This is a genomic window from Streptomyces sp. NPDC048415 (assembly GCF_040651675.1).
Classification (GTDB): Bacteria; Actinomycetota; Actinomycetes; order Streptomycetales; family Streptomycetaceae; genus Streptomyces.
On record NZ_JBEZKJ010000009.1, the window covers coordinates 106,513 to 131,437 of the forward strand.

At 70.0% G+C, this 24,925-nt stretch carries 19 protein-coding genes, 1 pseudogene and 1 riboswitch; of the genes and pseudogenes, 12 read left to right on the top strand and 8 right to left on the bottom strand.

Features of this window, described 5'->3' with window-relative positions; genetic code table 11:
- The first annotated feature begins 99 nt into the window (after window positions 1-99).
- Window positions 100-588, top strand: coding sequence for a DUF485 domain-containing protein (locus AB0D27_RS09680; protein WP_362504569.1), 489 nt, complete (start codon window positions 100-102; stop codon window positions 586-588).
- Window positions 585-2,177 (top strand): cation acetate symporter, encoded by a 1,593-nt coding sequence (locus AB0D27_RS09685; protein WP_362504572.1) that lies wholly within the window; start codon window positions 585-587, stop codon window positions 2,175-2,177. Before AB0D27_RS09680 ends, AB0D27_RS09685 begins: the two co-directional genes overlap by 4 nt.
- An 87-nt stretch (window positions 2,178-2,264) precedes the next feature.
- Here AB0D27_RS09685 and AB0D27_RS09690 read toward each other — a convergent pair whose 3' ends face one another.
- On the bottom strand, window positions 2,265-2,957 hold the full coding sequence (locus AB0D27_RS09690; RefSeq protein WP_362504575.1) for a response regulator: 693 nt from the start codon (window positions 2,955-2,957) through the stop codon (window positions 2,265-2,267).
- A 160-nt stretch (window positions 2,958-3,117) separates the two neighbouring features.
- Here AB0D27_RS09690 and AB0D27_RS09695 point away from each other — a divergent pair, with 160 nt between their 5' ends.
- Genes AB0D27_RS09695 through AB0D27_RS09705 form a run of 3 tightly spaced genes read left to right on the top strand, consistent with a single transcriptional unit; the run spans window position 3,118 to window position 5,899 of the window.
- Window positions 3,118-3,933 carry an ABC transporter ATP-binding protein gene (locus tag AB0D27_RS09695; protein WP_362504578.1) on the top strand — a complete coding sequence of 272 codons (816 nt, stop codon included), beginning with the start codon at window positions 3,118-3,120 and terminating at the stop codon, window positions 3,931-3,933.
- Window positions 3,923-4,786, top strand: a complete 864-nt coding sequence (locus AB0D27_RS09700; protein ID WP_362504581.1) for an ABC transporter permease — start codon at window positions 3,923-3,925, stop codon at window positions 4,784-4,786. The genes AB0D27_RS09695 and AB0D27_RS09700 overlap by 11 nt, the downstream gene beginning before the upstream one ends.
- A gap of 48 nt (window positions 4,787-4,834) precedes the next feature.
- Window positions 4,835-5,899: an ABC transporter substrate-binding protein gene (locus AB0D27_RS09705; RefSeq protein ID WP_362504584.1), complete on the top strand. Its 1,065-nt coding sequence runs from the start codon at window positions 4,835-4,837 to the stop codon at window positions 5,897-5,899.
- Window positions 5,900-5,967: 68 nt separating this feature from the next.
- Here the strand turns inward: AB0D27_RS09705 and AB0D27_RS09710 are convergent, their stop codons facing one another.
- The 4 genes from AB0D27_RS09710 to AB0D27_RS09725 all read right to left on the bottom strand — a co-directional run bounded on the left by AB0D27_RS09710 (window position 5,968) and on the right by AB0D27_RS09725 (window position 10,909).
- Window positions 5,968-6,648: a response regulator gene (locus AB0D27_RS09710; protein WP_362504587.1), complete on the bottom strand. Its 681-nt coding sequence runs from the start codon at window positions 6,646-6,648 to the stop codon at window positions 5,968-5,970.
- The gene (locus AB0D27_RS09715) at window positions 6,645-8,342 is read right to left on the bottom strand and encodes a sensor histidine kinase (RefSeq protein WP_362504590.1); all 1,698 of its coding nucleotides are present in this window, start codon (window positions 8,340-8,342) and stop codon (window positions 6,645-6,647) included. Before AB0D27_RS09715 ends, AB0D27_RS09710 begins: the two co-directional genes overlap by 4 nt.
- A 124-nt stretch (window positions 8,343-8,466) precedes the next feature.
- Window positions 8,467-9,411, bottom strand: a complete 945-nt coding sequence (locus tag AB0D27_RS09720) for a sucrase ferredoxin (protein WP_362504593.1) — start codon at window positions 9,409-9,411, stop codon at window positions 8,467-8,469.
- A gap of 238 nt (window positions 9,412-9,649) precedes the next feature.
- Window positions 9,650-10,909 carry a citrate synthase gene (locus AB0D27_RS09725; protein ID WP_362504596.1) on the bottom strand — a complete coding sequence of 420 codons (1,260 nt, stop codon included), beginning with the start codon at window positions 10,907-10,909 and terminating at the stop codon, window positions 9,650-9,652.
- Between the two features lie 97 nt (window positions 10,910-11,006).
- On the opposite strand from AB0D27_RS09725, the pseudogene AB0D27_RS09730 reads away from it, so the two are divergent.
- A pseudogene (locus AB0D27_RS09730) lies at window positions 11,007-12,171 on the top strand (citrate synthase/methylcitrate synthase).
- A gap of 52 nt (window positions 12,172-12,223) precedes the next feature.
- Here the strand turns inward: AB0D27_RS09730 and AB0D27_RS09735 are convergent.
- Window positions 12,224-12,841: a DUF6082 family protein gene (locus AB0D27_RS09735; RefSeq protein ID WP_362504599.1), complete on the bottom strand. Its 618-nt coding sequence runs from the start codon at window positions 12,839-12,841 to the stop codon at window positions 12,224-12,226.
- On the opposite strand from AB0D27_RS09735, the gene AB0D27_RS09740 reads away from it, so the two are divergent.
- Window positions 12,758-13,798: a GTP-binding protein gene (locus AB0D27_RS09740; protein WP_362504602.1), complete on the top strand. Its 1,041-nt coding sequence runs from the start codon at window positions 12,758-12,760 to the stop codon at window positions 13,796-13,798. The two genes, AB0D27_RS09735 and AB0D27_RS09740, sit on opposite strands and share 84 nt — an antisense overlap.
- A 7-nt stretch (window positions 13,799-13,805) precedes the next feature.
- Here AB0D27_RS09740 and AB0D27_RS09745 read toward each other — a convergent pair whose 3' ends face one another.
- The gene (locus tag AB0D27_RS09745; RefSeq protein ID WP_362504605.1) at window positions 13,806-16,265 is read right to left on the bottom strand and encodes a DNA topoisomerase IV subunit A; all 2,460 of its coding nucleotides are present in this window, start codon (window positions 16,263-16,265) and stop codon (window positions 13,806-13,808) included.
- 259 nt (window positions 16,266-16,524) lie between these two features.
- Between AB0D27_RS09745 and AB0D27_RS09750 the strand changes: the two genes are divergently transcribed.
- The 4 genes from AB0D27_RS09750 to AB0D27_RS09765 all read left to right on the top strand — a co-directional run bounded on the left by AB0D27_RS09750 (window position 16,525) and on the right by AB0D27_RS09765 (window position 21,283).
- Window positions 16,525-17,862: a pitrilysin family protein gene (locus tag AB0D27_RS09750; RefSeq protein WP_362504608.1), complete on the top strand. Its 1,338-nt coding sequence runs from the start codon at window positions 16,525-16,527 to the stop codon at window positions 17,860-17,862.
- Window positions 17,859-19,247, top strand: a complete 1,389-nt coding sequence (locus tag AB0D27_RS09755) for a pitrilysin family protein (protein WP_362504611.1) — start codon at window positions 17,859-17,861, stop codon at window positions 19,245-19,247. The genes AB0D27_RS09750 and AB0D27_RS09755 overlap by 4 nt, the downstream gene beginning before the upstream one ends.
- A 214-nt stretch (window positions 19,248-19,461) precedes the next feature.
- A riboswitch (cyclic di-AMP (ydaO/yuaA leader) is annotated at window positions 19,462-19,622 on the top strand.
- 12 nt (window positions 19,623-19,634) lie between these two features.
- Window positions 19,635-20,399 (top strand): M23 family metallopeptidase, encoded by a 765-nt coding sequence (locus AB0D27_RS09760; protein ID WP_362504614.1) that lies wholly within the window; start codon window positions 19,635-19,637, stop codon window positions 20,397-20,399.
- Window positions 20,400-20,587: 188 nt separating this feature from the next.
- Complete coding sequence (locus AB0D27_RS09765; protein WP_362504616.1) at window positions 20,588-21,283, top strand: GntR family transcriptional regulator; 696 nt, start codon at window positions 20,588-20,590, stop codon at window positions 21,281-21,283.
- Window positions 21,284-21,498: 215 nt separating this feature from the next.
- Here AB0D27_RS09765 and AB0D27_RS09770 read toward each other — a convergent pair whose 3' ends face one another.
- Window positions 21,499-21,780: an HPr family phosphocarrier protein gene (locus AB0D27_RS09770; RefSeq protein ID WP_028802270.1), complete on the bottom strand. Its 282-nt coding sequence runs from the start codon at window positions 21,778-21,780 to the stop codon at window positions 21,499-21,501.
- A gap of 177 nt (window positions 21,781-21,957) precedes the next feature.
- Between AB0D27_RS09770 and AB0D27_RS09775 the strand changes: the two genes are divergently transcribed.
- A complete protein-coding gene (locus AB0D27_RS09775) occupies window positions 21,958-24,849 on the top strand; it encodes a GNAT family N-acetyltransferase (protein WP_362504619.1) in 2,892 nt (963 codons plus the stop codon).
- Window positions 24,850-24,925: the final 76 nt, after the last annotated feature.

Here is a 24,925-nt window from a genome sequence, read left to right on the forward strand (position 1 = left end):
CTGATGGGGTGAAGAGCGCGGAGAGAAGAGTCCGGGATCTTCCCGATCTGCCCATCCTTGGGCACGCGGCCGAAACGGGCCGCGGACAAGGAGAGTTCGGTGGAGAAACACGACGGTGGCGACAGCGGGAAGGTCCGGTTCGACGACCCCTGGTACGACGCGCTCGCCTCCGGCTGGGGTGAGGTGGACGGCACGGGTGCCCCCGCTCCCGCTGTGCCGCCCGCACGCCCGGACCACGAAGCACGGACAGGCGGGGCGGCCGACGTCTATCTGGAGGTGCAGCGCAGTGCTGCCTTCCAGGAGGTGCGCAGCCGGTACCGGAGGTTCGTAATCCCGGGTGTCGCGATGTTCTTCACCTGGTACGTGAGCTATGTGGTGACCGCGACGACGGCGCCGGGTTTCATGGCGCGGCCCGTCGCCGGTGAGGTGAACGTGGCGCTGCTCGCGGGACTCGGGCAGTTCCTCACGACGTTCCTGTTCACCTGGGCGTACGCGCGGCATGCGCGGTTGCGCAGGGACCGGGCCGCGCTGGATCTGCGCTGGGACACCCAGGAGCTGACGCGGAACGTCAGAGGTGGTGAGCGATGAGCGGCAACCATCAGACGCTGGCGCTGCTGCTGTTCAGCGTGTTCGTGGCGGTGACGCTGGCGATCACGACGTGGGTGAGCCGTAACCGGCATGGTTCGGCGGAGGAGTTCTATGCCGGCGGGCGGCTGTTCTCACCGCTGGAGAATGGTTTTGCCATCTCCGGCGACTACATGTCGGCGGCGTCCTTCCTTGGGGTCACGGGGCTCATCTCGCTCTACGGATACGACGGGTTGTTGTACGTCGTGGGGTTTCTCGTCGCTTGGCTGGTTGTCCTGTTCCTGGCCGCCGAACTGGTGCGCAACTGCGGGCGGTTCACCCTCGCCGATGTTGTCGCGGCCCGGATGAGTGAGCGGCCCGTGCGGATCGCGGCGGGAACTTCCTCGGTGACCGTGTCCGTTCTGTATCTGGTGGCGCAGATGGTGGGAGCGGGCAGTCTGGTCGCGCTGCTGCTGGGAGGCACGAGCGAGGCGGCGCGGAACTGGACGGTGATCGGCGTCGGCGCGCTGATGGTGATCTATGTGTCGCTGGGAGGGATGCGGGCCACCACCTGGATTCAGATCGTCAAGGCGGTCCTGTTGCTCGGCGGGGCCATGACTCTGACCGCGCTCGTCCTGGTGCGCTTCCATGGGGACATCAATGAGCTGCTGCGTTCGGCGGCGCAGCGCAGCGGGCACGGCAGGGCGTTTCTCGCGCCCGGACTCAAGTACGGCGGGGACTGGACGGCGCGCTTCGACTTCATGAGCCTGGGTCTCGCGCTGGTGCTCGGCACGGCGGGGTTGCCGCACATCCTGTCGCGGTTCTACACCGTTCCGACGGCCCGGGCCGCGCGGCGCTCGGTGGTCTGGTCGATCGGGCTCATCGGCGGCTTCTACCTGATGACGATCGTGCTGGGTTTCGGGGCGGCCGCGATCGTCGGCCCTGAGGCGGTGCGCGGGTCGAACGCGGCGGGGAACACCGCGGTTCCGCTCCTCGCGCTCGATCTGGGCGGCGGGGCGAATTCAACGGGAGGAACGGTTCTCTTCGCGGTCGTCGCCGCCATCGCCTTCGCCACCATCCTGGCCGTCGTCGCCGGAATCACCCTCGCGTCCTCCGCGTCCGTGGCGCACGACCTGTACGCGTCGTTGCGCCGTCGGCACGCCAAGCCGCACAGCGAGGTGGCCGTGGCGCGGGCGGCGGCCGTCGGAATCGGCGTCGTGGCGATCGCCCTTGGGCTGCTCGCCCGCGATCTCAACGTGGCCTTCCTGGTGGGTCTCGCCTTCGCGGTCGCCGCGTCCGCGAACCTTCCGGTGCTGCTGTACTCGTTGTTCTGGCGGTCCTTCACCACACGCGGCGCGGTGTGGGCCGTATACGGCGGCCTGGCGCCCGCGCTGGTGCTCGTGCTGCTGTCGCCGGTGGTGTCCGGGAGCCCCGAGTCGTTGTTCCCGGGCGTGGACTTCCAGTACTTCCCGCTGCAGAACCCTGGACTCGTCTCGATTCCCCTGGGCTTCCTCGCCGGCTGGCTCGGCACGGTCACCTCGGCGGAGCCGCCGGACGAGGCCAAGCACGCCGAGCTCGAGGTGCGCGCGCTCACCGGAGCCGGGGCCGTCTGAGGGCCCGCGCGGGGGCGTACACGGCGAACGGGGAAGCCGTCATGGACGTACGCCACGGACGTACGCCGCGGGCGTGCGCCATGGCGCTTAGGGCGCCACCCACGTGTAGCGGTGCTCCGGTCGGCCCGTGTCTCCGTACTTGAGCGAGAGCCGCAGGCGTCCGGCCTGTTCGAGGTGGCGCAGATAGCGCTGAGCGGTGGAGCGGCTGAGGCCGGTCTCGGCGGCCACTTCGTGGGCCGACAGCGGGTGGTGCGCGCGGTGCAGTACGTCGCAGATGAGGTCGGTGGTCGGCTCCGAGTGACCGCTGGGGAGTCCCGGTGACGAGGGCGCGGGCGCGGTGCGCAGGGCGCCGAAGATCCGGTCGACCTGCTCCTGGCCCGCCACGCCGCGACCGCCGACCCGGTCGACGGTGCGGCGCAGGGCTGCGTACGAGTCGAGGCGGGTGCGCAGGGCGGTGAAGGTGAACGGCTTGACCAGATAGTGCAGGGCGCCCAGGCGCATCGCCGCCCGCACGGTGACCACATCGCTGGCCGCGGTGATCATGATGACGTCGGTGCCATGGCCGTGTTCGCGCATCCGGTGGACCAGTTCGAGGCCCGTCTGGTCGGGCAGATAGTGGTCGAGCAGGACCAGGTCGATGGGCGCGCGCTCGACGGCGGCCAGGGCCTGGGCAGCACTGTGTGCGCGGGCGGCCACCCGGAAACCGGGAACCTTTCCCACGTACTTGGCGTTGATCTCGGCGACGCGGAAGTCGTCGTCCACGACCAGGACGTCAATCATCGGGCCTCTTTCGCTCAAGGCCTGGCGAGCGTTAAGCCCGTGTTTCGGCTCCGCTGTTGTAGCGCGAGCAAAACGAGCACAACAGACTCTTGCAAGCAGAAGTAGGGCTTGCGCCCAGAAGACTGATGTTGTGGCCCGCGCCACATCTACGGTCCGGGCCATGAGCGCAGACACCAGCCCCGCCATCGAGCTGCGGGGCGCGAGCAAGATCTTCAAGACACCGTCGGGGGGTTTGCACACGGCGGTCAGGGAGCTGGACCTGACCATCGGACGCGGCGAGTTCGTGGCCGTCGTCGGTCCGACCGGGTGCGGGAAGTCGACCACGCTGACGCTGGTCAGCGGTCTCGAGGAGCCCACCGAGGGCGAGGTCCTGGTCGCCGGTGAGCCCGTCGCCGGCGTCGGCGACAAGGTCGGTTTCGTCTTCCAGCAGGACGCCACGTTCCCCTGGCGTACCGTCCTGTCCAATGTGATGGCCGGGCCCCGCTTCCGAGGCGTACCGAAGGCGGAGGCGAAGCGGCGGGCCCGCGAATGGCTGGCCCGGGTCGGGCTCGCGGCCTTCGAGGACCGCTATCCGCACCAGCTCTCCGGCGGCCAGCGCAAGCGCGTCGCCCTCGCCGCGACCTTCGTCAACGACCCCGAGATCCTGCTGATGGACGAGCCCTTCTCGGCGCTCGACGTGCAGACCAGGGCCCTGATGTCGGACGAGCTGCTCGAACTGTGGGAAGGCACGGGATCCTCGGTCGTCTTCGTCACCCACGACCTGGAGGAGTCCATCGCGCTCGCCGACAAGGTCGTCGTGATGACCGCGGGCCCCGCCACCGTGAAGCAGGTCTTCGACATCGATCTGCCGCGGCCGCGCAAGGTCGAATCGGTGCGTCTCGAGCCGCGGTTCATCGAGATCTACCGCGAGATCTGGGAATCCCTCGGCGAAGAGGTCCGCATCACCCGTGAGAGAGGTGCGGCCAATGTCGCCTGAGGTTCTCAGCACGCCGGTCGTCGACACGGTCAAGGCCCCGGGCCGCGCGCACTCCCGCGCTCGTGCCGCGCGCAGACGCAAGGTCGTGGTGGCCGCCGCCCGCGCGCTGCTCCTGGTCGCCGTTCTCGGCCTGTGGGAGGGGCTGTCGCGGGCCAAGGTCATCGATCCGTTCAACTTCTCGATGCCGTCGAAGATCTGGGACCAGATCTACACGTGGGTGACCCATGGGACCGCGCTCGGCTCCCTAGGCGAACAGATCTGGTACACGCTCCATGAGGCGCTGCTCGGCTGGGTCATCGGGGTGGTCGCGGGAGTGGTCTTCGGCATCGCGCTGGGGCGGATCGCCTTTCTCGCCGATGTCCTTGGTCCATACATCAAGGTGCTCAACTCCATACCGAGGATTGTCCTTGCACCTATCTTCGTGATCTGGTTCGGACTCGGACCGGCCTCCAAGGTCGCGTCGGCCGTGGTCCTCGTCTTCTTCCCGGTCTTCTTCAACGCCTTCCAGGGCGCCCGCGAGGTCGACCGCAACCTGGTGGCGAACGCCCGCATTCTCGGCGCGAGCGACCGGCGGGTGACCCTCCAGGTCGTCGTCCCGTCCGCCACTTCGTGGATCTTCACCAGCCTCCACGTCAGCTTCGGCTTCGCACTCATCGGCGCCATCGTCGGCGAGTACATCGGCGCCACCAAGGGCATCGGCCTGCTCGTCGCGCAGTCGCAGGGCACCTTCAACGCGGCCGGTGTGTACGCCGCGATGGTCATCCTGGCGGTCGTCGCCCTGCTGGCCGAGGGACTGCTGACCTTCGTCGAGCACCGCATCTTCCGGTGGAAGCCGTCGGACTCCGACCGCTGACCCCGCCGTACGCACGCACTTTCCTCACTCACAAGGACGTGAACCACCATGCGCAAGACCGCCAGATACTCCGCGCTGGCAGCCGCCGGTCTGCTCGCCCTCACCTCGCTCACCGCCTGCGCCAATGACGCGGCCGGCACGACGGCCGACTCCGGCAGTAACGGGGGCGGCGGCGCGGGCGAACACGTCAAGATCATGGTCGGTGGCCTGGACAAGGTCATCTACCTCCCCGCGATGCTCACCCAGCGGCTCGGCTACTTCAAGGAGGAGGGTTTGGATGTCCAACTCCTGAGCGAGCCGGCCGGTGTCCAGGCCGAGACCGCCCTCGTCTCCGGGCAGGTGCAAGGAGCCGTCGGTTTCTACGACCACACGCTCGACCTGCAGACCAAGGGCAAGTCCGTGGAGTCCGTCGTGCAGTTCTCACAGGCGCCCGGCGAGGTGGAGATCGTCGCCAAGACGCGAGCGGACGACATCACCTCACCCAAGGACTTCAAGGGCAAGAAGCTCGGTATCACCGGACTCGGCTCCTCGACCGACTTCCTCACGAAGTACCTCGCGGTCAAGAACGGTGTGAAGGTCAGCGAGTTCACGCCGGTCGCCGTCGGCGCCGGACCGACGTTCATTTCCGCCCTCCAGAAGGGGGCCATCGACGGCGGCATGACGACGGACCCCACCGTGGCCACGGTCATGGAGAAGAACCTCGGCAAGGTGCTCATCGACATGCGTACGCCGAAGGGGTCGCAGGAGGCGCTCGGCGGACCGTATCCCTCCTCCAGCCTCTACATGCAGACGGACTGGGTGAACAGCCACAAGGAGACGGTCCAGAAGCTGGCCAACGCCTTCGTGAAGACCCTCAAGTGGATGTCCACGCACACCGCGTCCGACATCGCCGCCAAGATGCCCGCCGACTACTCCCAGGGCAACAAGACGCTCTACGCCGCGGCCGTCCGCAGCACGCTGCCGATGTTCACCAAGGACGGCGTGATGCCCCAGGACGGTCCCGAGACCGTCGAGAAGGTCCTCAAGGCGTTCAACCCCAACATCAAGAACGCCGATGTGGATCTGAGCAAGACGTACACCACGGAGTTCGTGAAGAAGGCCGCCACCGGCTGAGCCGGCAACCTCGTACGGCTGTACTCCCCTGACAGCCGTACGAGGGCACCGCCTCCTCGGCCGTGCCCTCAAACGCGGGTCGCCCAGACGTAGCGATGCTCCGGGCGGCCCGCGTCGCCATATTTGAGGGTCAGCCTGGCCCTCCCCGTGCGCTCCAGGAGCTTCAGATAGCGCTGTGCGGTCTGCCGGCTCAGTCCGGTCTCCTCGGCGACCTCCTGGGCCGACAGCGGGCCCTCGGCGTTCACCAGGGCGCGCCGCACCAGCTCCGCGGTCGGCGGGGAGTGGCCCTTGGGCAGATCCGGCTCAGCGCTCGCCGACAGGGCTCCGAAGATCCGGTCCACCTCGGACTGTTCGGCCTCGCCGCCGCTGTCGAGGGTGCGGCGCAGATCCGCGTACGCCTCCAGCTTGGCGCGCAGGCCCGCGAACGCGAACGGCTTGACCAGGTACTGGAGTGCGCCCTGTCGCATCGCCGCCTGCACGGTCGAGATGTCACGGGCCGCGGTCACCATGATCACGTCGGTCTGGTGGCCGCGCCGGCGCATCTCCTGGACGACCGCGAGGCCCGTCTCGTCCGGCAGATAGTGGTCCAGGAGGACCAGGTCCAGGTGCGGCAGCGCCTCCATCCGGCGCAGCGCCTCGGCCGCGCTGTGTGCCTCGCCGGCGACGTGGAAGCCGGGAACCTTCTCCACGTAGGCGGCGTTGACCCGCGCGACCCGGGTGTCGTCGTCCACGACCAGGACCTCGATCATCGCGACTCCTCCTTGGCGTCCGTGGCGGCGGTGAGGGCGGCGTTCTCCGGGGACGAGGGCGGCTCCGGTACGAGCCGGGCCTGCGGTTCCGTCAGCGCCTCCGGCAGCACGACGGTGAACTCGGCGCCCCCACCGTCCGCCTCGGCCACCTCCGCGCTGCCACCCTGTCGCTCGGCGTGCCTGCGCACCAAGGAGAGGCCGATTCCGCGTTTGCCGTGCGCCGGGGGCTTCTTGGTGGTCCACCCGTCAGTGAAGATCAACTCCCGGCGCTCCTCCGGGATTCCGGGCCCGGTGTCCCGTACCCGAAGCACCGCGGTACGCCCCTCGGCGCGCAATTCGACCTCCACGCGTGCGTGCGGCGTGCCCGCGACGGCGTCGAGCGCGTTGTCGACGAGGTTCCCGACGACGGTGACCAGCCCCCTCGGGTCGATCAACCGATCCGGCAACAGAGTCCCGTCCGAGATCCACAGGGCGACGCCCCGCTCGGCGGCGACGGTCGCCTTGCCGACCAGCAGCGCGGCGAGCAGCGCGTCGTGGACCTTCTCGGTGACCTGTTCCGCCGTGACCCTGTGGTCGCCGACCACCTCTCCGACGAATTCCACGGCGTCGTCGTACATCTCCAGTTCAAGGAGCCCCAGGAGCGTGTGCATGCGGTTGGCGTGCTCATGGTCCTGGGCGCGCAGGGCGTCGATCAGTCCGCGGGTGGAGTCGAGCTCGCGGCCGAGCTGCTCCAGCTCGGTGCGGTCGCGCAGCGTGGCGACGGCGCCGCCGTCGTCGGTGGGCATGCGGTTGGCGACGAGGACGCGCTGGCCGCGGACAGTGAGCAGGTCGGTGCCGGTGACGCGGCCCGCGAGCACGTCGGTCGTACGTCCCGGGCCGAGCGCGTCGTCGAGCGATTGTCCGATGGCTTCGGCGTCGACGCCCAGCAGACGCTGCGCCTCGTCGTTCAGGAGGCGTACGCGGCCGCTGCGGTCCAGCGCGACGACGCCCTCTCTGATGCCGTGCAGCATCGCCTCGCGCTCCGCGAGCAGCCCCGAGATGTCGGAGAAGGCCAGGTCACGGGTTTGCCGTTGGACCCTTCGCGAGATGACATACGCGGCCAGCGCGCCGACGGCCATGGCCCCGCCCGCGTACGCCAGGAGCCCCGGGATCGCATCGATCAACCGGGCCCGCACGCTGTCGTACTTGATGCCGACCGAGACCGCGCCGATGATGTCGCCGTCGGCGTCGCGCAGAGGCACCTTGCCGCGGGCCGAACGGCCCAGGGTGCCGGTGTCGATCTGCATGACATCCTCGCCGGCCAGGGCCTGGCGGGGGTCGGTCGAGACCTTCTTGCCGATCTGCGTCGGGTCCCTGTGCGACCACCGCACCCAGTTCAGGTCCATCACCACCACGTACTCGGCCCCGCTGGCCTTCCGGATCCGCTCGGCCTCCGTCTGCACGGGCCCGTCCACGGACGGCCGCGTCGTGCGGAGGTCCTCGGCGATCTGCGGCTGAACCGCCGTGGTCTGCGCGATCGCGAGCGCGCGGCGCATCGCCTGGTCGTCCAGTTGCGCACTCAGGGGAGCGAGGAACAGCCCGGTGGCGAGAACGGCGACTCCCGCCGCGATCGCCACCTGCATCAGCAGCACCTGCGAGAACACCCGCCGCGGCAGACCGAGGCGCCGTCGTCGTGCGGGGGGAGTGGGGCTCATGGCTATGACGGTACGGCGACGGGCGGGCCCCGCCGAAGGGAGTGTGGTGTGGATCTCTTGACCGTCGGTGTGCGAGGAGTGGGGGACGGATACGAATATGGGGCCTTGAGGGCGGTGTCCGTCGTCAGCAGCTCACGGCGGCTGCCGTCCGCTCCAGCTCCCGTACGGCCACCACGTCCATCCTGGCCGGCGAACCCAAGGCCGAGCCGCAGCTCTCCTGGCGGGGCGGCAGCGAGGCGCCCCGCGCGACGACGACGCGCCACAGACGGCCGTCGGTGTGCGCGACGGTGATCTCCCAGCGCGGGGCGGTGCCCTCCGTGCGAACCACGGTCAGAGCGTCAGCGGCGTGCTCTCCGGCCACCCTGCGCACGGCCAGCTCGGCCGCCTGGCCGGGGCGCTCCCAGGCGGAGCTTCCGCGGCAGCCCTCGATGACGACACGACCTTCCTGCACGCCGTGGAGGATCTCCCTGACGGCGTGGGCCTCGACGCGACCGTAGGCGTATCCGTACGGCAGCACGAGCACCGTGGGCGAGAAGCGGTGACCGCCCAGATGGGTGACCTCCCAGACCCCCTTCACCCCGGAGACGGCGAGTTCGGCCGCGAGGGGCCGTCCGAGCAGGGCGCAGCAGCGATCACGCTTGCCATTGGTGCAGACGAGGGCGAGCGGGTCGCCTGCGTGGGCCCGACCCCCGAGAGCCGCGTCGAAGGTATCCGGGTCGCCCATGCCGAGCGCGGCGAAGTCGAGATCGAGCACCTGCTCGGGATCGCACGTGGTGGCGCTGTGCAGCCATACGTTTCCCGGAGTGGTGTGGGCCGCATACACATGGCGTTCGGTAGGCGTACCGAAGTCGGCGTGCCGGCCGGGGCGGCGGATGAGCGCGATCCGTACGCCGGTGCCCTCCGCCGCCGCCTCGAGGGCGCGGCCGAGCGCGGGGTCCAGATGGCTCGAAGTGAGCGCCTTGGCACCCCAGGGGCCGGGCTGCTCGATCAGCAGCCATGTCCTTGCGGTGGCCGCGGTCCCCGCGAGGGGCTCGTCGAGGTGCCGCGACGCGGTCGTGCACATACTCACACAGGTGAGCCTAACCTGACTTGGCCCCGGGGTGACTTCCAGCCGCGCGGTCGTGGGCGCACGGGGCGGCCCTCGGCGCAGGGCGGGGCGTGGGGGCGTGCAGGAGGGGAGCGGACACGTCGGGCGCGGCCCCTGGGTGTCGGCTGCGCCTCCTGGGCGCCGGCTCCGCCTCCTTGGTGACGGTCGGCCCGCCGCAGGGACGGCCGTCACGCAGGCGGAGCTGTTCTCCAGTGGCCGCCTAGCGCGGGAATGGCTGCGGAGGCCGCTCGCCCACATACCGTCCGCTCGGCCGCATGCGCAGGGGGCGCTCCTCGTACTCCTCCAGGGTGTGGGCGATCCAGCCCGCCGTACGGGCGATGGCGAAAACCGTCTCGCCCGCGGAGGCCGGCATGCCGCAGGCGACGGTGAGGACGGCCAGGGCGAGGTCGACATTGGCGTGCAGCGGTGTGTGGCGGGCGGTGGTGGTCACGATGTCGTGGGCCGCCGCCAGGGCGGGCGCGGCGCCGGGGACCTCCTCCAGGAGGGCGAACAGGGCACGCGCGCGTGGATCCTCGCCGGGGTAGAGCCCGTGGCCGAGCCCGGGGACCCGGCGCCCGGCGCGCAGCTCGTCCGCGACGACGGGTGCCGCCGTACCCCGGTCCAGGACGTCGAGCAGCAGCCGGTGCGCGAGCCCGCTGGCCGCGCCGTGCAGGGGACCTTCGAGCACGCCGAGGCCCGCCGACACGGCGGCGTACGCGTGGGCCCGGGCAGACGCCGCGACCCGGACCGCGAGCGTCGAGGCGGCCAGGTCGTGGTCCACGAGCAGCCCGAGTGCCGTGTCCAGCACGCGAAGTGACGCGTCATCGGGCTTGCGGCCGGTGAGCCGTCCCCACAGGCGGTGCGCCAGCGGGCCCTTGTCTTGATGGTCGTGTCTGAGGGGTGGCAGCGCGGCGACGAGGGTGGGGATGAGGGTGCGGCCGGTGCCGAGGACAGCGTTCTCGGAGAGGTCGAAACGCAGCGGGTCGGCCGCCGCCGCCGCGATCGCCGCGACGCGCAGCCGGTCCGTCGGGCCGCTGTGCTCGGGCAGCGCGTCGACGGCGCGCCGGGCGGCGGCGACGGAGATCTCCGGAGCGGTGAACGTGACGCCGGGGCGCAGCTTTCCCGTCCACAGCCATTCGGTGATCTCTTCGTAGGAGTACCGCGCGGCGAGTTGTGTCGCGTCGACGCCGCGGTAGTAGTACCGGTCCCTGTCGATCAGGGTGATGCGGGTACGGACGGAGAGTTCGCCGTCGGCGCTCGAACTCCCGCCGGTCTCCCGTCTGTTACGACGTGCGAGCGCCTCCACCTCCTTGACGTCGAACGTACTGCCGCGTCCACCGGGTTCGCGGCGGCTGCCGAGCTGACCGCGGCTGACATAGGCGTACACGGTCTCGGGCTTCACGCCGAGCAGCTCGGCGGTCTCCTTGGTGCTGAGTCGTCGGCCTTCGTGCTCAGTCGCTGCCGCTTCTCGATCCCTCATGGGCGCCACCGTATCTGTGTATCGGCGTATTGATTGGATCAATATTGACACGGATTGAGTCAACAGTGGACAGTCGAATCAAGTTCAGGGAGGAATCATGCAGATCAACCGGGCCACGTCCACCTCTGTCGACGTACCGCGAGGACTCGCGGGCGTCGTCGTCACCGACACCGAGCTGGGTGACGTCAGGGGGCTCGAGGGCTTCTACCACTACCGCCAGTACTCGGCCGTCGAACTCGCGCAGACCCGTGGCTTCGAGGACGTCTGGCATCTTCTGATCCACGGGGAACTGCCCGACGCGGCACAGCGCGCCCTCTTCACTGCACAGACCGCGGAGCGGCGCCGGCTGCCGGACGACGTGCGCGCCGCGCTGCCCGCGATCGCCGCGGCGACGGGGCCCTCGGGACCGCTGGCCGGGCTGCGCACCGCGTTGTCGCTGCTGGGCGCGTCTCTGGGATTCCGGCCTGTGTACGACATCGGCGCGGGGCGGCGCCGTGCCGACGCCCTCGCGGCGACCGCGGCCGTCCCGACACTGCTCACCGCGCTGTACCGGCTCGGTCAGGGGATGGAGCCTGTGGAGCCGCGTGACGACCTCGCGTACGCCGCCAACTACCTGTACATGTTCGGGTTCGGAGCCGGATGCGGCACGGGCTCGTGCGGTCGAGCAATACCTCATCTCAACCATTGACCATGGATTCAATGCGTCAACGTTCACGGCGCGAGTGATCGCCTCGACAGGCGCTGACGTGGCGGCATGTCTCGTAGGTGCCGTCAGCGCCCTCTCGGGGCCTCTCCACGGTGGCGCTCCCAGCCGGGCCCTGGACACTCTCGACGCGATCGGTAGCCCCGACCGCATCGACCCGTGGATCCGCGAACGCGTCCTCGCGGGCGACCGCATCATGGGCTTCGGCCACCCCGTCTACCGTACGGAGGACCCTCGTTCACGCATGCTCCGCGGCATCGCTCAGGGTTTCGGCGGCCCGCTGGTCGACTTCGCCGTCGAGGTCGAACGCCGGGTGGAGTCGATCCTGGCCGAGCTCAAGCCCGGACGGGAGCTGCACACGAACGTGGAGTTCTACGCGGGCGTGGTCATGGAACTCTGCGGCCTGCCCCGCGAGATGTTCACCCCCACCTTCGCCGCGGCCCGTGTCGTGGGCTGGAGCGCCAACATCCTGGAACAGGCCCAGGACTCGAAGATCATCCGTCCAGGGGCTCGGTACGTGGGGAAGCGCGCACCGGTGCCGGTTCCCGCCGCTCCCTGACGAGCAGTCGGTGAGCGTGTCCCAGGCGCCGCCATCCGCGTCTTCCTTGAGCTCACGGGGCTGAAGGGGCGGCCGGGGGGTCGAAGTAGTCGCGGGTGAGGATGGGCGGACCTGCGGCTACAGCAGCGGCGTAAGCCTCCTCCGCAAGGTCGACGAATCGTCGCTGCCGGGCATCCCTGCCCTCGTCGAAGTACCTGTGCCATGAGGGCCCGCTGTTGTGCCAATAGGCGCGGCCGATCTCGCCACGGAAGTAGTCGCTGAGTACGGCGCGAGTTGTGCGGTCGTCCAGGAATCCCAGCTTGTAGTCGCTGCTCCACATGCTGACGATCAAGTTGGCGACGAGGAGCTGTCGCCACCTTTCCTGCGTCATGCGCGTGTTGGGCGGCTCCCAGCACACCTGGTAGGCGGGATCGCTCAGGGAGAGAACAACCGCGAGCGCCGTTAACCATCGTTCACTTCGCGTCGTTCCGCCCGCTCGTATCCTGGGTCGGCACGCATTCCCGTACGCGTGCCGGCGTGTGAGGCGCGCTCGTACGGGAGCCGGTCCGCGAGCCGGCGTACGCATCGGTGTGAAAGAGGTCGTCCGTTGAGCCAGCCCAGTCCGCAGCAGATCCCGGTCGTCGTCCTCGCCGGCTTTCTGGGCTCCGGCAAGACCACCCTGCTCAACCATCTGCTGCACCGCAGCGGCGGCAGCCGGATCGGGGCGATCGTCAATGACTTCGGGGCGATCGAGATCGATGCCATGGCTGTGGCGGGCGCGCTGGGGGATTCCACGGTGTCCCTCGGAAACGGGTGTCTGTGCTGTGCCGTCGACACCAGTGAGCTCGATCAGTATCTGGAGCGGCTCGCCCAGCCGTCAGCCCGCGTCGACGTCATCGTGATCGAGGCGAGCGGACTTGCCGAGCCTCAGGAGCTCGTACGGATGGTGCTGGCCAGTGAGCATCCGCGGATCGTGTACGGCGGGCTGGTCGAAGTCGTCGATGCCGCCGAGTTCGACAGTACGCGCGAGAAGCACCCTGAGATCGAGCGGCATCTCGCCCTCGCCGATCTCGTCGTCGTCAACAAGGTCGATCGCGCGGTGGACGGTGAGCGGGTACTCCGCGTTGTCCAGGACCTCGTCGACCGGGCCGCCGTGGTGCCCGCCGCCTACGGCCGGATCGATCCGGAGTTCCTCTTCGACTGCAGGCCGACCGAGGAGCGCATCGGGCAGTTGTCCTTTGACGACCTTCACCGGCACGACGAGGGCGATCATGGCGATCATCTGCACTCCGCCTACGAATCCCTCTCCTTCACCTCCGAAGCCCCTCTCAGTCCACGGCGGTTGATGGAGTTCCTCGACAGCAGGCCCGAGGGGCTCTACCGCATCAAGGGGTACGTCGACTTCGGCGCCCACGACAGCGGTCATCGCTACGTCGTGCATGCCGTCGGGCGGTTCCTGCGCTTCTATCCGGAGCGTTGGCCCGCGGCCGACGCGCGCCGCACCCAGCTCGTGCTCATCGGCTCCGGCATCGACGCCACCGCCCTCGGAAAGCAACTGGAAGCGTGCGAGGAGGACGCCCCACACGCCGACGAGCACAGCATGTGGGGCGTCCTGCGCTTCGTACAGGAACCCGGCCGGGAGGGCTGACCCGGGACTACACCGGGCCCGCCACCACCGACACCGTCTTCGCCAGGGACACGCCTGAACCGTCGCGCCGGGGGTCCATCTCCGGTAGCTCGGCCGGCGTGCCGTTGCGCTGTGCGGCCCGCGCCGGTGCCGGGCCGGCCCAGGCCAGCGACAGGCAGTCCTCGCCCTTCAGGAACCGCTGGCAGCGCACGCCACCCGTGGCGCGGCCCTTGCGCGGGTACTGGTCGAAGGGGGTCAGTTTGGCCGTCGTCTGGACGGAGTCGTCGAGCGTGCCGCGCGAGCCCGCCACCGTGAACACCACCGCGTCCACCGCCGGGTCGATTGCCGTGAAGGAGATCACCTTCGCGCCCTCGGTGAGCTTGACGCCCGCCATTCCGCCCGCCGCACGGCCCTGCGGGCGGACTTGCGCGGCCTGGTAGCGCAGCAGCTGGGCGTCGTCCGTGATGAAGACCAGGTCCTCGTCGCCGGTGCGCAGTTCGACCGCGCCGACGATCCGGTCGCCCTCCTTGAGCGTGATGACCTCCAACTCCTCCCTGTTCGAGGGATAGTCGGGCACCACACGCTTGACGACACCCTGCGCCGTGCCGAGCGCCAGGCCCGGCGACGACTCGTCGAGCGTCGTCAGGCAGACCACCGTCTCGTCCGCCTCCAGGGCGGAGAGGAACTCGGAAATCGGCGCGCCCCCGGAGAGGTTGGGCGCTGACGCGGTCTCCGGCAGCTGCGGGAGGTCGATCACGTTCAGCCGGAGCAGACGGCCCGAGGAGGTGACCGCGCCGATCTCGCCGCGGGCCGTAGCGGGCACCGCGGAGACGATCAGGTCGTGCTTGGTGCGCCTGCCGTCCGGGTCCTCCCCGAAGGGGTCACCGTTCGCTGTACGCGCCAGCAGCCCCGTCGACGACAGCAGCACCCGGCACGGGGCGTCCGCCACCTGCAGCGGGACCGTCGCGGTGGGGGTGCCCGCGGACTCCAGGAGCACGGTGCGCCGGTCGGTGGCGAACTTCTTGGCCACCGCGGCCAGTTCACTCGAGACCAGCTTGCGCAGCTCCGCGTCGGACTCCAGGATGCCGGTCAGCTCGTCGATCTCGCCGTTGAGGCGGTCGCGCTCCGACTCCAGCTCGATGCGGTCGAACTTGGTCAGTCGGCGCAGCGGCGTGTCCAGGATGTACTGCGTCTGGATGTCGCTGAGCGAGAAGCGCCCCATCAGGCGCTCCTTGGCCTGCGCGGAGTTGTCGCTGGAGCGGATCAGCCGGATGACCTCGTCGATGTCGATCAGGGCGATCAGGAGGCCGTCGACGAGGTGCAGGCGGTCGCGCTTCTTGCCGCGGCGGAACTCGCTGCGGCGGCGCACGACCTCGAAGCGGTGGTCGAGGTAGACCTCGAGGAGCTCCTTGAGGCCCAGGGTGAGCGGCTGGCCGTCCACCAGCGCCACATTGTTGATGCCGAAGGACTCCTCCATCGGCGTCAGCTTGTAGAGCTGCTCCAGGACCGCCTCCGGCACGAAGCCGTTCTTGATCTCGATGACCAGGCGCAGGCCGTGCGAGCGGTCGGTGAGGTCCTTCACATCGGCGATGCCCTGCAACTTCTTCGCGCCGACCAGATCCTTGATCTTCGCGATCACCTTCTCCGGACCGACGGTGAAGGGCAGTTCGGTGACGACGAGCCCCTTGCGGCGCGCCGTCACGTTCTCCATCGACACCGTGGCGCGGATCTTGAAGGTGCCGCGGCCCGACTCGTACGCGTCCCTGATCCCGGAGAGGCCGACGATCCGGCCACCGGTGGGCAGGTCGGGGCCCGGGATATACCTCATCAGCGTGTCGAGGTCGGCGCCCGGGTAGCGGATCAGGTGACGGGCGGCGGCGATGACCTCGCCGAGGTTGTGCGGCGGCATGTTCGTCGCCATGCCGACGGCGATGCCCGAAGAGCCGTTGACCAGGAGGTTCGGATACGCCGCCGGAAGGACGTCCGGTTCCTGCTCCTGGCCGTCGTAGTTCGGCGTGAAATTGACCGTGTCCTCGTCGATGGACTCGGTCATCAGTGACGTGGCGTCGGCCATCCGGCACTCGGTGTAACGCATGGCGGCCGGCGGGTCGTCGTTGCCCAGCGAGCCGAAGTTGCCGTGGCCGTCGACCAGCGGGAGGCGCATGGAGAACGGCTGGGCCAGGCGCACCAGCGCGTCGTAGATCGACGCGTCGCCGTGCGGGTGAAGCTTACCCATGACCTCGCCGACGACGCGGGCGCACTTCACATAGCCGCGGTCGGGGCGCAGGCCCATCTCGTTCATCTGGTAGACGATGCGGCGGTGCACGGGCTTGAGGCCGTCACGGGCGTCCGGCAGGGCTCGCGAGTAGATGACCGAGTACGCGTACTCGAGGAAGGAGCCCTGCATCTCGTCCACGACGTCGATGTCGAGGATCTTCTCCTCGTACGAGTCGTCGGGCGGCGGGGTCTTCGTGCTGCGGCGGGCCATCGCTGCTGCGGCTCCTTCACAGTCTCTGCCGGGGCATGAACGGGTTCTGACGCGGACCATTGTGGACCGCCCCACTGACAACGCCGACCGCGACCCGTCCGTAGCGGGTCTCGGAGGGGCCCCCGGGCCGCGCCCGGGGCCTCCACGAGTCTCGCTCTCGGCGTACGAGGCGCGGGAACTTCGCCAGCTGTCCGCGCGCTTGCATACAGTGGCAGGACCGACAGGAAATCGGCAGTTTTCCGCGATCGAAGGGACGTACATGCCCATGGGTCACACGGCCACAGCTGAGGCAGGCTCCGGCGGCCTGACAGCGACCGAGCACCGCCTGGCCAACGGCCTGCGCGTGGTGCTCTCCGAGGACCACCTGACCCCGGTCGCGGCGGTGTGCCTCTGGTACGACGTCGGCTCGCGCCACGAGGTCAAGGGCCGTACCGGCCTTGCTCACCTCTTCGAGCACCTGATGTTCCAGGGCTCGGGCCAGGTGAAGGGCAACGGCCACTTCGAACTGGTGCAGGGTGCGGGCGGTTCGCTCAACGGAACGACCAGCTTCGAGCGCACCAACTACTTCGAGACGATGCCCACGCACCAGCTGGAGCTCGCCCTCTGGCTGGAGGCCGACCGCATGGGCTCGCTGCTCACCGCGCTCGACGACGAGTCCATGGAGAACCAGCGCGACGTCGTCAAGAACGAGCGCCGACAGCGTTATGACAACGTGCCCTACGGCACCGCGTTCGAGAAGCTCACCGCTCTCGCGTACCCCGAGGGCCACCCCTACCACCACACCCCGATCGGGTCGATGGCGGACCTGGACGCGGCGACCTTGGAGGACGCCCGCGCGTTCTTCCGCACCTACTACGCGCCCAACAACGCGGTCCTGTCGGTCGTCGGCGACATCGACCCGGAGCAGACGCTCGCCTGGGTCGAGAAGTACTTCGGCTCCATCCCCGCGCACGACGGCAAGCCCGCCCCGCGCGACGGCTCGCTGCCCGAGACCATCGGCGAGCAGTTGCGCGAGGTCGTCGAGGAGGAGGTCCCCTCGCGCGCCCTGATGGCGGCCTACCGGCTCCCGGAGGACGGCACGCGCGCGGCCGACGCGGCCGACCTGGCGCTGACCGTCCTCGGCGGCGGCGAGTCCTCCCGGCTCTACAACCGGCTCGTACGCCGCGACCGCACCGCCGTCGCGGCCGGCTTCGGTCTGCTGCGGCTGGCCGGAGCACCCTCCCTGGGATGGCTGGACGTGAAGACGTCCGGCGACGTCGAGGTCCCGGTGATCGAGGCCGCCGTCGACGAGGAGCTCGCCCGGTTCGCCGAGGAGGGCCCCACGGCCGAGGAAATGGAGCGCGCTCAGGCCCAGTTGGAGCGCGAGTGGCTGGACCGCCTCGGCACCGTCGCGGGCCGCGCCGACGAACTGTGCCGCTTCGCCGTGCTGTTCGGCGACCCGCAGCTCGCCCTGACCGCCGTGCGGCGCGTCCTCCAGGTCACCGCCGAGGAGGTCCAGGAGGTCGCCAAGTCCCGCCTGCGCCCCGACAACCGCGCCGTCCTGGTCTACGAGCCCACCGAGAACACCGCCGACGAGGACGAGGAGGCGGCGAAGTGACTGAGCTCGCCACCATGGACTTCCACCCGCAGCCCCAGGCCGGCGCGGCCAAGCCGTGGGCCTTCCCGGCTCCCGAGCGAGGCGCGCTCGACAACGGCCTGACGGTCCTGCGCTGCCATCGCCCCGGCCAGCAGGTCGTCGCCGTCGAGGTGCTGCTCGCCGCGCCCCTGGAGGCCGAACCGGCGGGCCTGGACGGCATCGCCACGATCATGGCGCGCGCCTTCTCCGAAGGCACCGACAAGCACTCCGCCGAGGAGTTCGCCGCCGAGCTGGAGCGCTGCGGCGCCACCCTCGACTCGCACGCCGACCACCCGGGCGTACGCCTGTCGCTCGAAGTCCCCGTCTCGCGCGTGTCCAAGGCGCTCGGTCTGGTCGCCGACGCCCTGAGGGCACCGGCGTTCGCGGACAGCGAGGTCGAGCGGCTGGTGCGCAACCGGCTGGACGAGATCCCGCACGAGACCGCCAACCCGGCCCGCCGCGCCGCCAAGGAGCTCTCCAAGGAGCTGTTCCCGGCGACCTCGCGCATGTCGCGCCCGCGCCAGGGCACCGAGGAGACCGTCCAGAAGATCGACTCGGCGGCCGTACGCGCCTTCTACGAGAAGCACGTACGCCCCGCCACGGCCACCGCGGTGATCGTCGGTGATCTGACGGGTGTCGATCTCGACGCACTGCTCGCCGACACTCTCGGCTCCTGGAGCGGCTCGTCCGCCGAGCCGCGTCCCGTGCCGCCGGTGACCGCCGACGACACCGGGCGCGTGATCATCGTGGACCGCCCCGGCGCCGTCCAGACACAGCTGCTCATCGGCCGTGTCGGCGCCGACCGGCACGACCGCGTGTGGCCCGCCCAGGTGCTCGGCACGTACTGCCTCGGCGGCACCCTCACCTCGCGCCTGGACCGGGTCCTGCGCGAGGAAAAGGGTTACACCTACGGTGTGCGGGCGTTCGGCCAGGTGCTGCGCTCCGCCCCGGACGGCACGGGCGTCGCGATGCTCGCCATCAGCGGTTCGGTGGACACCCCGAACACCGGTCCAGCGCTCGATGACCTGTGGAAGGTGCTGCGCACCCTCGCCGCCGAGGGCCTGACGGACGCCGAGCGCGACATCGCCGTACAGAACCTGGTGGGCGTGGCGCCCCTCAAGTTCGAGACCGCGGCGGCCGTCGCGAGCACGCTCGCGGACCAGGTCGAGCAGGACCTGCCGGACGACTACCAGGCGACGCTGTATCAGCAGCTCGCCGCGACCGGCACCGTGGAGGCCACCGCTGCCGCCGTGAACGCCTTCCCGGTCAACCGTCTGGTAACCGTCCTGGTCGGCGACGCCGCGCAGATCGAGGAGCCCGTCAAGGCCCTCGGTATCGGTGAAGTGAGCGTCGTACGGGCCGAGTAGAGCGGCCGCACCTCTGAGAGCCCAGGTGACTGAAGAGTCACCTGGGTCTCTTTTTGCCCGGACTTCGTCCTCAATTTGTCCGTATTGATGGGGAGGTTGCCTGTCTGCCCTGTGGCATGCACTACAAAAGCCGTGATCCGTTTGTCGTTTGAAAGATGCCCCGTTTAGCGTCGGTCCGGCTGTTCGTCAGGCAGTGCGCCGCGCCCGCGGCACCGGACAGTCATCGCCGAGTCCCCGTACGGCGCGAGCCAGGGGAGCCGGGGACCCATACGCAGTCCCTGGGGTGAATCGGACACCCTCCCCGGAGGGGGTCCGTAGGAGACCTTCCTGCTCCGAACCCGTCAGCTAACCCGGTAGGCGAGAAGGAAGGAAAGGACCAGCCCCTACATGGCGTTCACGTGTAGCACCGGGAAGCATCGTCGTCCGAGCCGCGTGAAGCGCACCACCACGAACGCCATCGGCGTCGCGGCGCTCACCACCACCGGTGTCATCGGAACCCTGGCCGCACCGGCGCTCGCCGCGGACTCCTCCGTCGAGCAGACCGGGCTGACCCAGGCCATCACCATCGGTGGTTCCCTCGCCGATCAGATCGACGCGCAGGCCGCCGCCCAGCAGCGCGCGGCCGACGAGGCCGCCGCGCTGAAGAAGGCCGAGGAGGCGGCGCGCGAGCGAGCCGCGGAGAAGGCCAAGCAGCAGCGCGAGGCCAAGGAGCGCGCCGCCCGCGCGGCCGAGCGCAAGCGCCTCAACTCCTTCGTGCTGCCGATCACCGGCTCGTACATCTCCACCGGCTACAAGGCCGGCGGCAGCCTCTGGTCCTCCGGCAGCCACACCGGTGCCGACTTCCACGCCGCGTCCGGCACCTCCGTCCACGCCGTCGGCTCCGGCACGGTCGTCACGGCCGGCTGGGGCGGCGCCTACGGCAATCAAGTCGTGATCAAGATGCACGACGGCACGTACACCATGTACGGCCACCTGTCGTCCATCGGTGTCTCGGTGGGCCAGTCGGTCACCCCGGGCCGGCAGATAGGCCTCTCCGGGGCCACCGGCAACACCACCGGGCCGCACCTCCACTTCGAGGCGCGTACGACCGCCGAGTACGGCTCCGACATCGACCCCGTCGGCTACCTCCGCTCGCACGGCGTGAACGTCTGACGACCCGGTTCACCTCTTCCGACGCCCCGGCTCATCCGAGTCGGGGCATCGTCGTTTCGGGCGGCCGTCTGTCCAAAAAATATCCATGGATTCCGGCCTGCCATCGGAAATTCCGGCTTCCTGCAATAGAGTCACTGAACAAGCGTCAATCGATGGCGTTTCGCGGGGATTAAAGCGGAGGTCGGGGCATGCGTATTCCGGCGCACTCGGTATGCACGGCGATCCGTGACGACATCGTCGCGGGTGTCTACGAGCGAGGCGGCCGGCTCACCGAGGAACTGCTCGCGCGCCGCTACGGCGTCTCGCGCGTCCCCGTGCGCGAGGCCCTGCGCACCCTGGAGGCCGAGGGTTTCGTCGTCACCCGACGGCACGCGGGCGCGTGCGTCGCGGAACCGACCGAGCAGGAGGCCTCCGACCTGCTGGAGATGCGCATGCTGCTGGAGCCGCTGGGTGCCGCGCGGGCCGCCCAGCGCCGCACGGAGGCCCACCTCAAGGTGCTGCGAGGCCTGGTCAGGCTGGGCCAGGAGCGGGCCAGAAGGGGTCACAGCGAGGATCTGCGCTCGCTGGGCGGCTGGTTCCACGAGACGCTCGCCCAGGCCTCCGGAAGCCCCGCGCTGACCTCCACACTCGGCCAGCTTCGGCACAAGATCGCCTGGATGTACGCGGTGGAGGCGCCGGCCAGCCCCGGGGAGTCCTGGGCGGAGCACGGCGGCATCGTCGACGCCGTCGCGCGCGGCGACAGTGAGCGGGCTCGGGCGATCACCGCGGTGCACACCGAGCGCGCGACGGCCGCGCACCGGCTCCGTTTTCCCGGCGGCGGAGATCGACCGGAACGTGTGAGGACTTCGCAACATCCCGTAAACGTGACGGGGCTGCGGCATTAACACGGGAGCCGTATACAAAGAGGGGTAATTCGCGGGGCATTATTTTTGCTGCCACTGATTCGAGTGCCGGGAATTCCAGCGTGCGCTATTTCGATGGCTGCGCCGCGGGCCGCGCCTGTGGCACGAGGGGAATTCCTGGACGGCGTACGGAAAACGGCTGAGCCGCGCCGCCCAGGTAAGGGTGGCGCGGCTCAGCCGTGCGCTGTCCGAGAACCTCAGACGGTCTCGGGGAGCTCCTCGAGACCCTCGGCGACCAGCTTCGCCAGTCGGTCCAGGGCGGCGTCCGCACCCTCGGCGTCGGATGCGAGGACGATCTCCTCGCCGCCCTGGGCGCCCAGGCCGAGGACCGCGAGCATGGAGGCCGCGTTGACGGGGTTGCCGTCGGCCTTGGCGATCGTCACGGGGATGCCGGAGGCCGTGGCGGCCCGGACGAAGATGGAGGCGGGGCGGGCGTGGAGGCCCTCAGCCCAGCCGACGTTGACGCGGCGCTCAGCCATGTGATGCTGCCCTTCAGGTATTCAGGGTTGTCTAGACCAGTGTCCCATATCGCGAAGCGTCCCCGGAGCGGTCCTTCGTCCCGCCCGGAGTGTCGTCGGACCGCGGCCTCGGTCCGACGTTCGTCCCCCACAGACTGCCTCGCGCCGTTGTCGGACGCGAGCCGTACTCTGGGGCCCATGCAGACCTCGTCGGACCGGCACGAGTACCCCGCTCATTGGGAGGCCGACGTGGTGCTGCGCGACGGCGGCACCGCGCGCGTCAGGCCCATCACCGTTGATGACGCCGAGCGCCTGGTCAGCTTCTACGAGCAGGTGTCCGACGAGTCGAAGTACTACCGCTTCTTCGCGCCGTATCCACGCCTGTCCGCCAAGGACGTCCACCGCTTCACGCACCACGACTTTGTGGACAGGGTGGGGCTCGCGGCCACGGTGGGCGGCGAGTTCATCGCCACCGTACGCTATGACCGTATTAATGCCGACGGTCTGCCCGCCTCCGCGCCCGCCGACGAGGCCGAGGTCGCCTTCCTCGTGCAGGACGCCCACCAAGGACGCGGCGTCGCCTCGGCCCTCCTCGAACACATCGGGGCCGTGGCCCGCGAGCGCGGCATCCGCCGCTTCGCCGCAGAGGTGCTGCCCGCCAACAGCAAGATGATCAAGGTGTTCACCGACGCCGGGTACACCCAGAAGCGAAGCTTCGAGGACGGCGTCGTACGCCTGGAGTTCGACCTGGAACCCACCGACCGCTCGCTCGCCGTGCAGCGCGCGCGGGAGCAGCGCGCCGAGGCCCGGTCCGTGCACCGGCTGCTCGCCCCCGGCTCGGTCGCCGTCATCGGCGCGGGCCGCGCGCCCGGGGGCGTCGGCCGCAGCGTCCTCAGCAACCTCCGCGACGCCGGCTTCACCGGCCGTCTGTACGCGGTGAACAAGGCACTCGAGGAGAAGGAACTCGACGGAGTCCCGGCCCACCGCTCGATCCGCGACATCGCCGAGCCCGTCGACCTCGCCGTCGTCGCCGTGCCCGCGCCGCACGTCCCCGAGGTCGTCGCGGAGTGCGGCGAGCACGGGGTACAGGGCCTCGTGGTCGTCTCCTCCGGATACGCCGAGAGCGGTCCCGAGGGGCGCGAGCGCCAGCGCGAACTCGTGCGGCACGCGCGCACGTACGGGATGCGCATCATCGGGCCCAACGCCTTCGGCGTCATCAACACCTCCCCCGACGTACGCCTCAACGCCTCCCTCGCCCCTGAGATGCCGCGGCCCGGACGGATCGGCCTGTTCGCCCAGTCCGGCGCCATCGGCATCGCCCTGCTGTCCCGGCTGCACCGGCGCGGCGGCGGTGTCACGGGCGTGACCGGTGTGTCGACCTTCGTCTCCTCCGGCAACCGGGCGGACGTGTCCGGCAACGACGTACTCCAGTACTGGTACGACGACCCGGACACCGATGTCGCCCTGATGTACCTCGAATCCATCGGCAACCCGCGCAAGTTCACGCGCCTCGCACGCCGGACCGCGGCGGCGAAGCCGCTGGTCGTGGTCCAGGGGGCGCGACACGGCGGGGCGGCTCCTCAGGGGCATGCCGTACGGGCCACGCGGTTGCCGCACGCCACGGTTTCCGCGTTGCTGCGGCAGGCCGGGGTGATCCGGGTGGACACGATCACCGAGCTGGTCGACGCGGGCCTTCTGCTGGCACGCCAGCCGCTTCCTGCCGGGCCCCGGGTGGCGATCCTGGGGAACTCCGAGTCGCTGGGGCTGCTGACGTACGACGCGTGTCTTGCCGAAGCGCTTCGGCCGCTTCCCCCCTTGGATCTGACTACCGGGGCTTCGGCGGAGGACTTCCGAAGTGCCCTGTCGGAAGCCCTCGCCGATGACGCCTGCGACGCCGTCGTGGTGACCGCCATCCCGGCGGTGGGGGAGACGTCCGCCCAGGACGCGGCCCTGGCAGAGGCCCTGCGATCGGCGTCGGCATCGGCTCCTGCGAAGCCGGTGCTCGTGGTGCACGTGGAACTCGGTGGGCTCGCTCAGGCGCTGTCTGCTGCCGCGAGCACCGCACCACAGGCGGCTGCCACGGCACCCGGAGCTGTCGGCGGTGCCCACCCTCCCCCCGTCTCGGCTTCGCCCGAGCGGGAGGACCCCCATCCCCCAGCGGAACGTCTGCCCACCGCAGGAGCGGTCGCGCCGCAGCCGCCCGCCGTAACCGCGACCCCGCCCGACTCCCGCCTCATCCCGGCCTACCCCGCCGCCGAGCGTGCCGTCCGGGCCCTCGCCGAAGCGGTCAACTACGCCCAGTGGCGGCGCGACGCCGCCGAGCCCGGCAGGGTGCCCGAGTTCGACGACATCGACGAGAAGGGGGCCGCCAGGCAGATCGACGGGCTGCTGGAGCGCGGTGAGGGGCTGACACTCGGCCCGGAGGAGACCTGCGTGCTGCTCGGGCGGTACGGCATCGACGTACGCCGTGCCCTGCCCGCGCCCACGCCGGACGAGGCCGTGGCCGCCGCGCGCACGCTCGGCTATCCGGTGGCGCTCAAGACCACCGCCCCGCACCTGCGCCACCGCGCCGACCTGGGCGGCGTACGGCTCGATCTGGCGGACGAGGAACAACTGCGGCGGGCGTACGCGGAGTTGACCGAGCTGTTCGGGACGCCGCAGGAGCTGCGGCCGGTCGTGCAGGGCATGGCACCGCGTGGCGTGGACACGGTCGTACGAGCCGTCATCGACCCGGCGGCCGGGGCGGTGCTCTCGTTCGGGCTGGCCGGGGCCGCCTCGGAGCTGCTGGAGGACACCGCGCACCGGCTGATTCCGGTCACCGACCGGGACGCGACCTCGCTGGTCCGGTCGATCCGGACGGCGCCGCTCCTGTTCGGCTGGCGGGGCTCCGCGCCGGTCGACACGGGTGCACTCGAAGAGCTGATGCTGCGCGTCTCGCGGCTGGTCGACGATCACCCGGAGGTCGTCGCTGTCTCCCTGGAGCCCGTGGTCGTGGCCCCGCACGGCCTGAGCGTGCTCGGCGCCACCGTGCGGCTGGCCCGCGCCCCCGTCCGGGACGATCTCGGCCCGCGGACGCTCCCGGTCTACTGATGGTCCACTGACCGTGTCCACTGGTTGATCCTGTCCACCACGGACACCGACGAGCGGTGCCTCGCAGTCAGTGGGC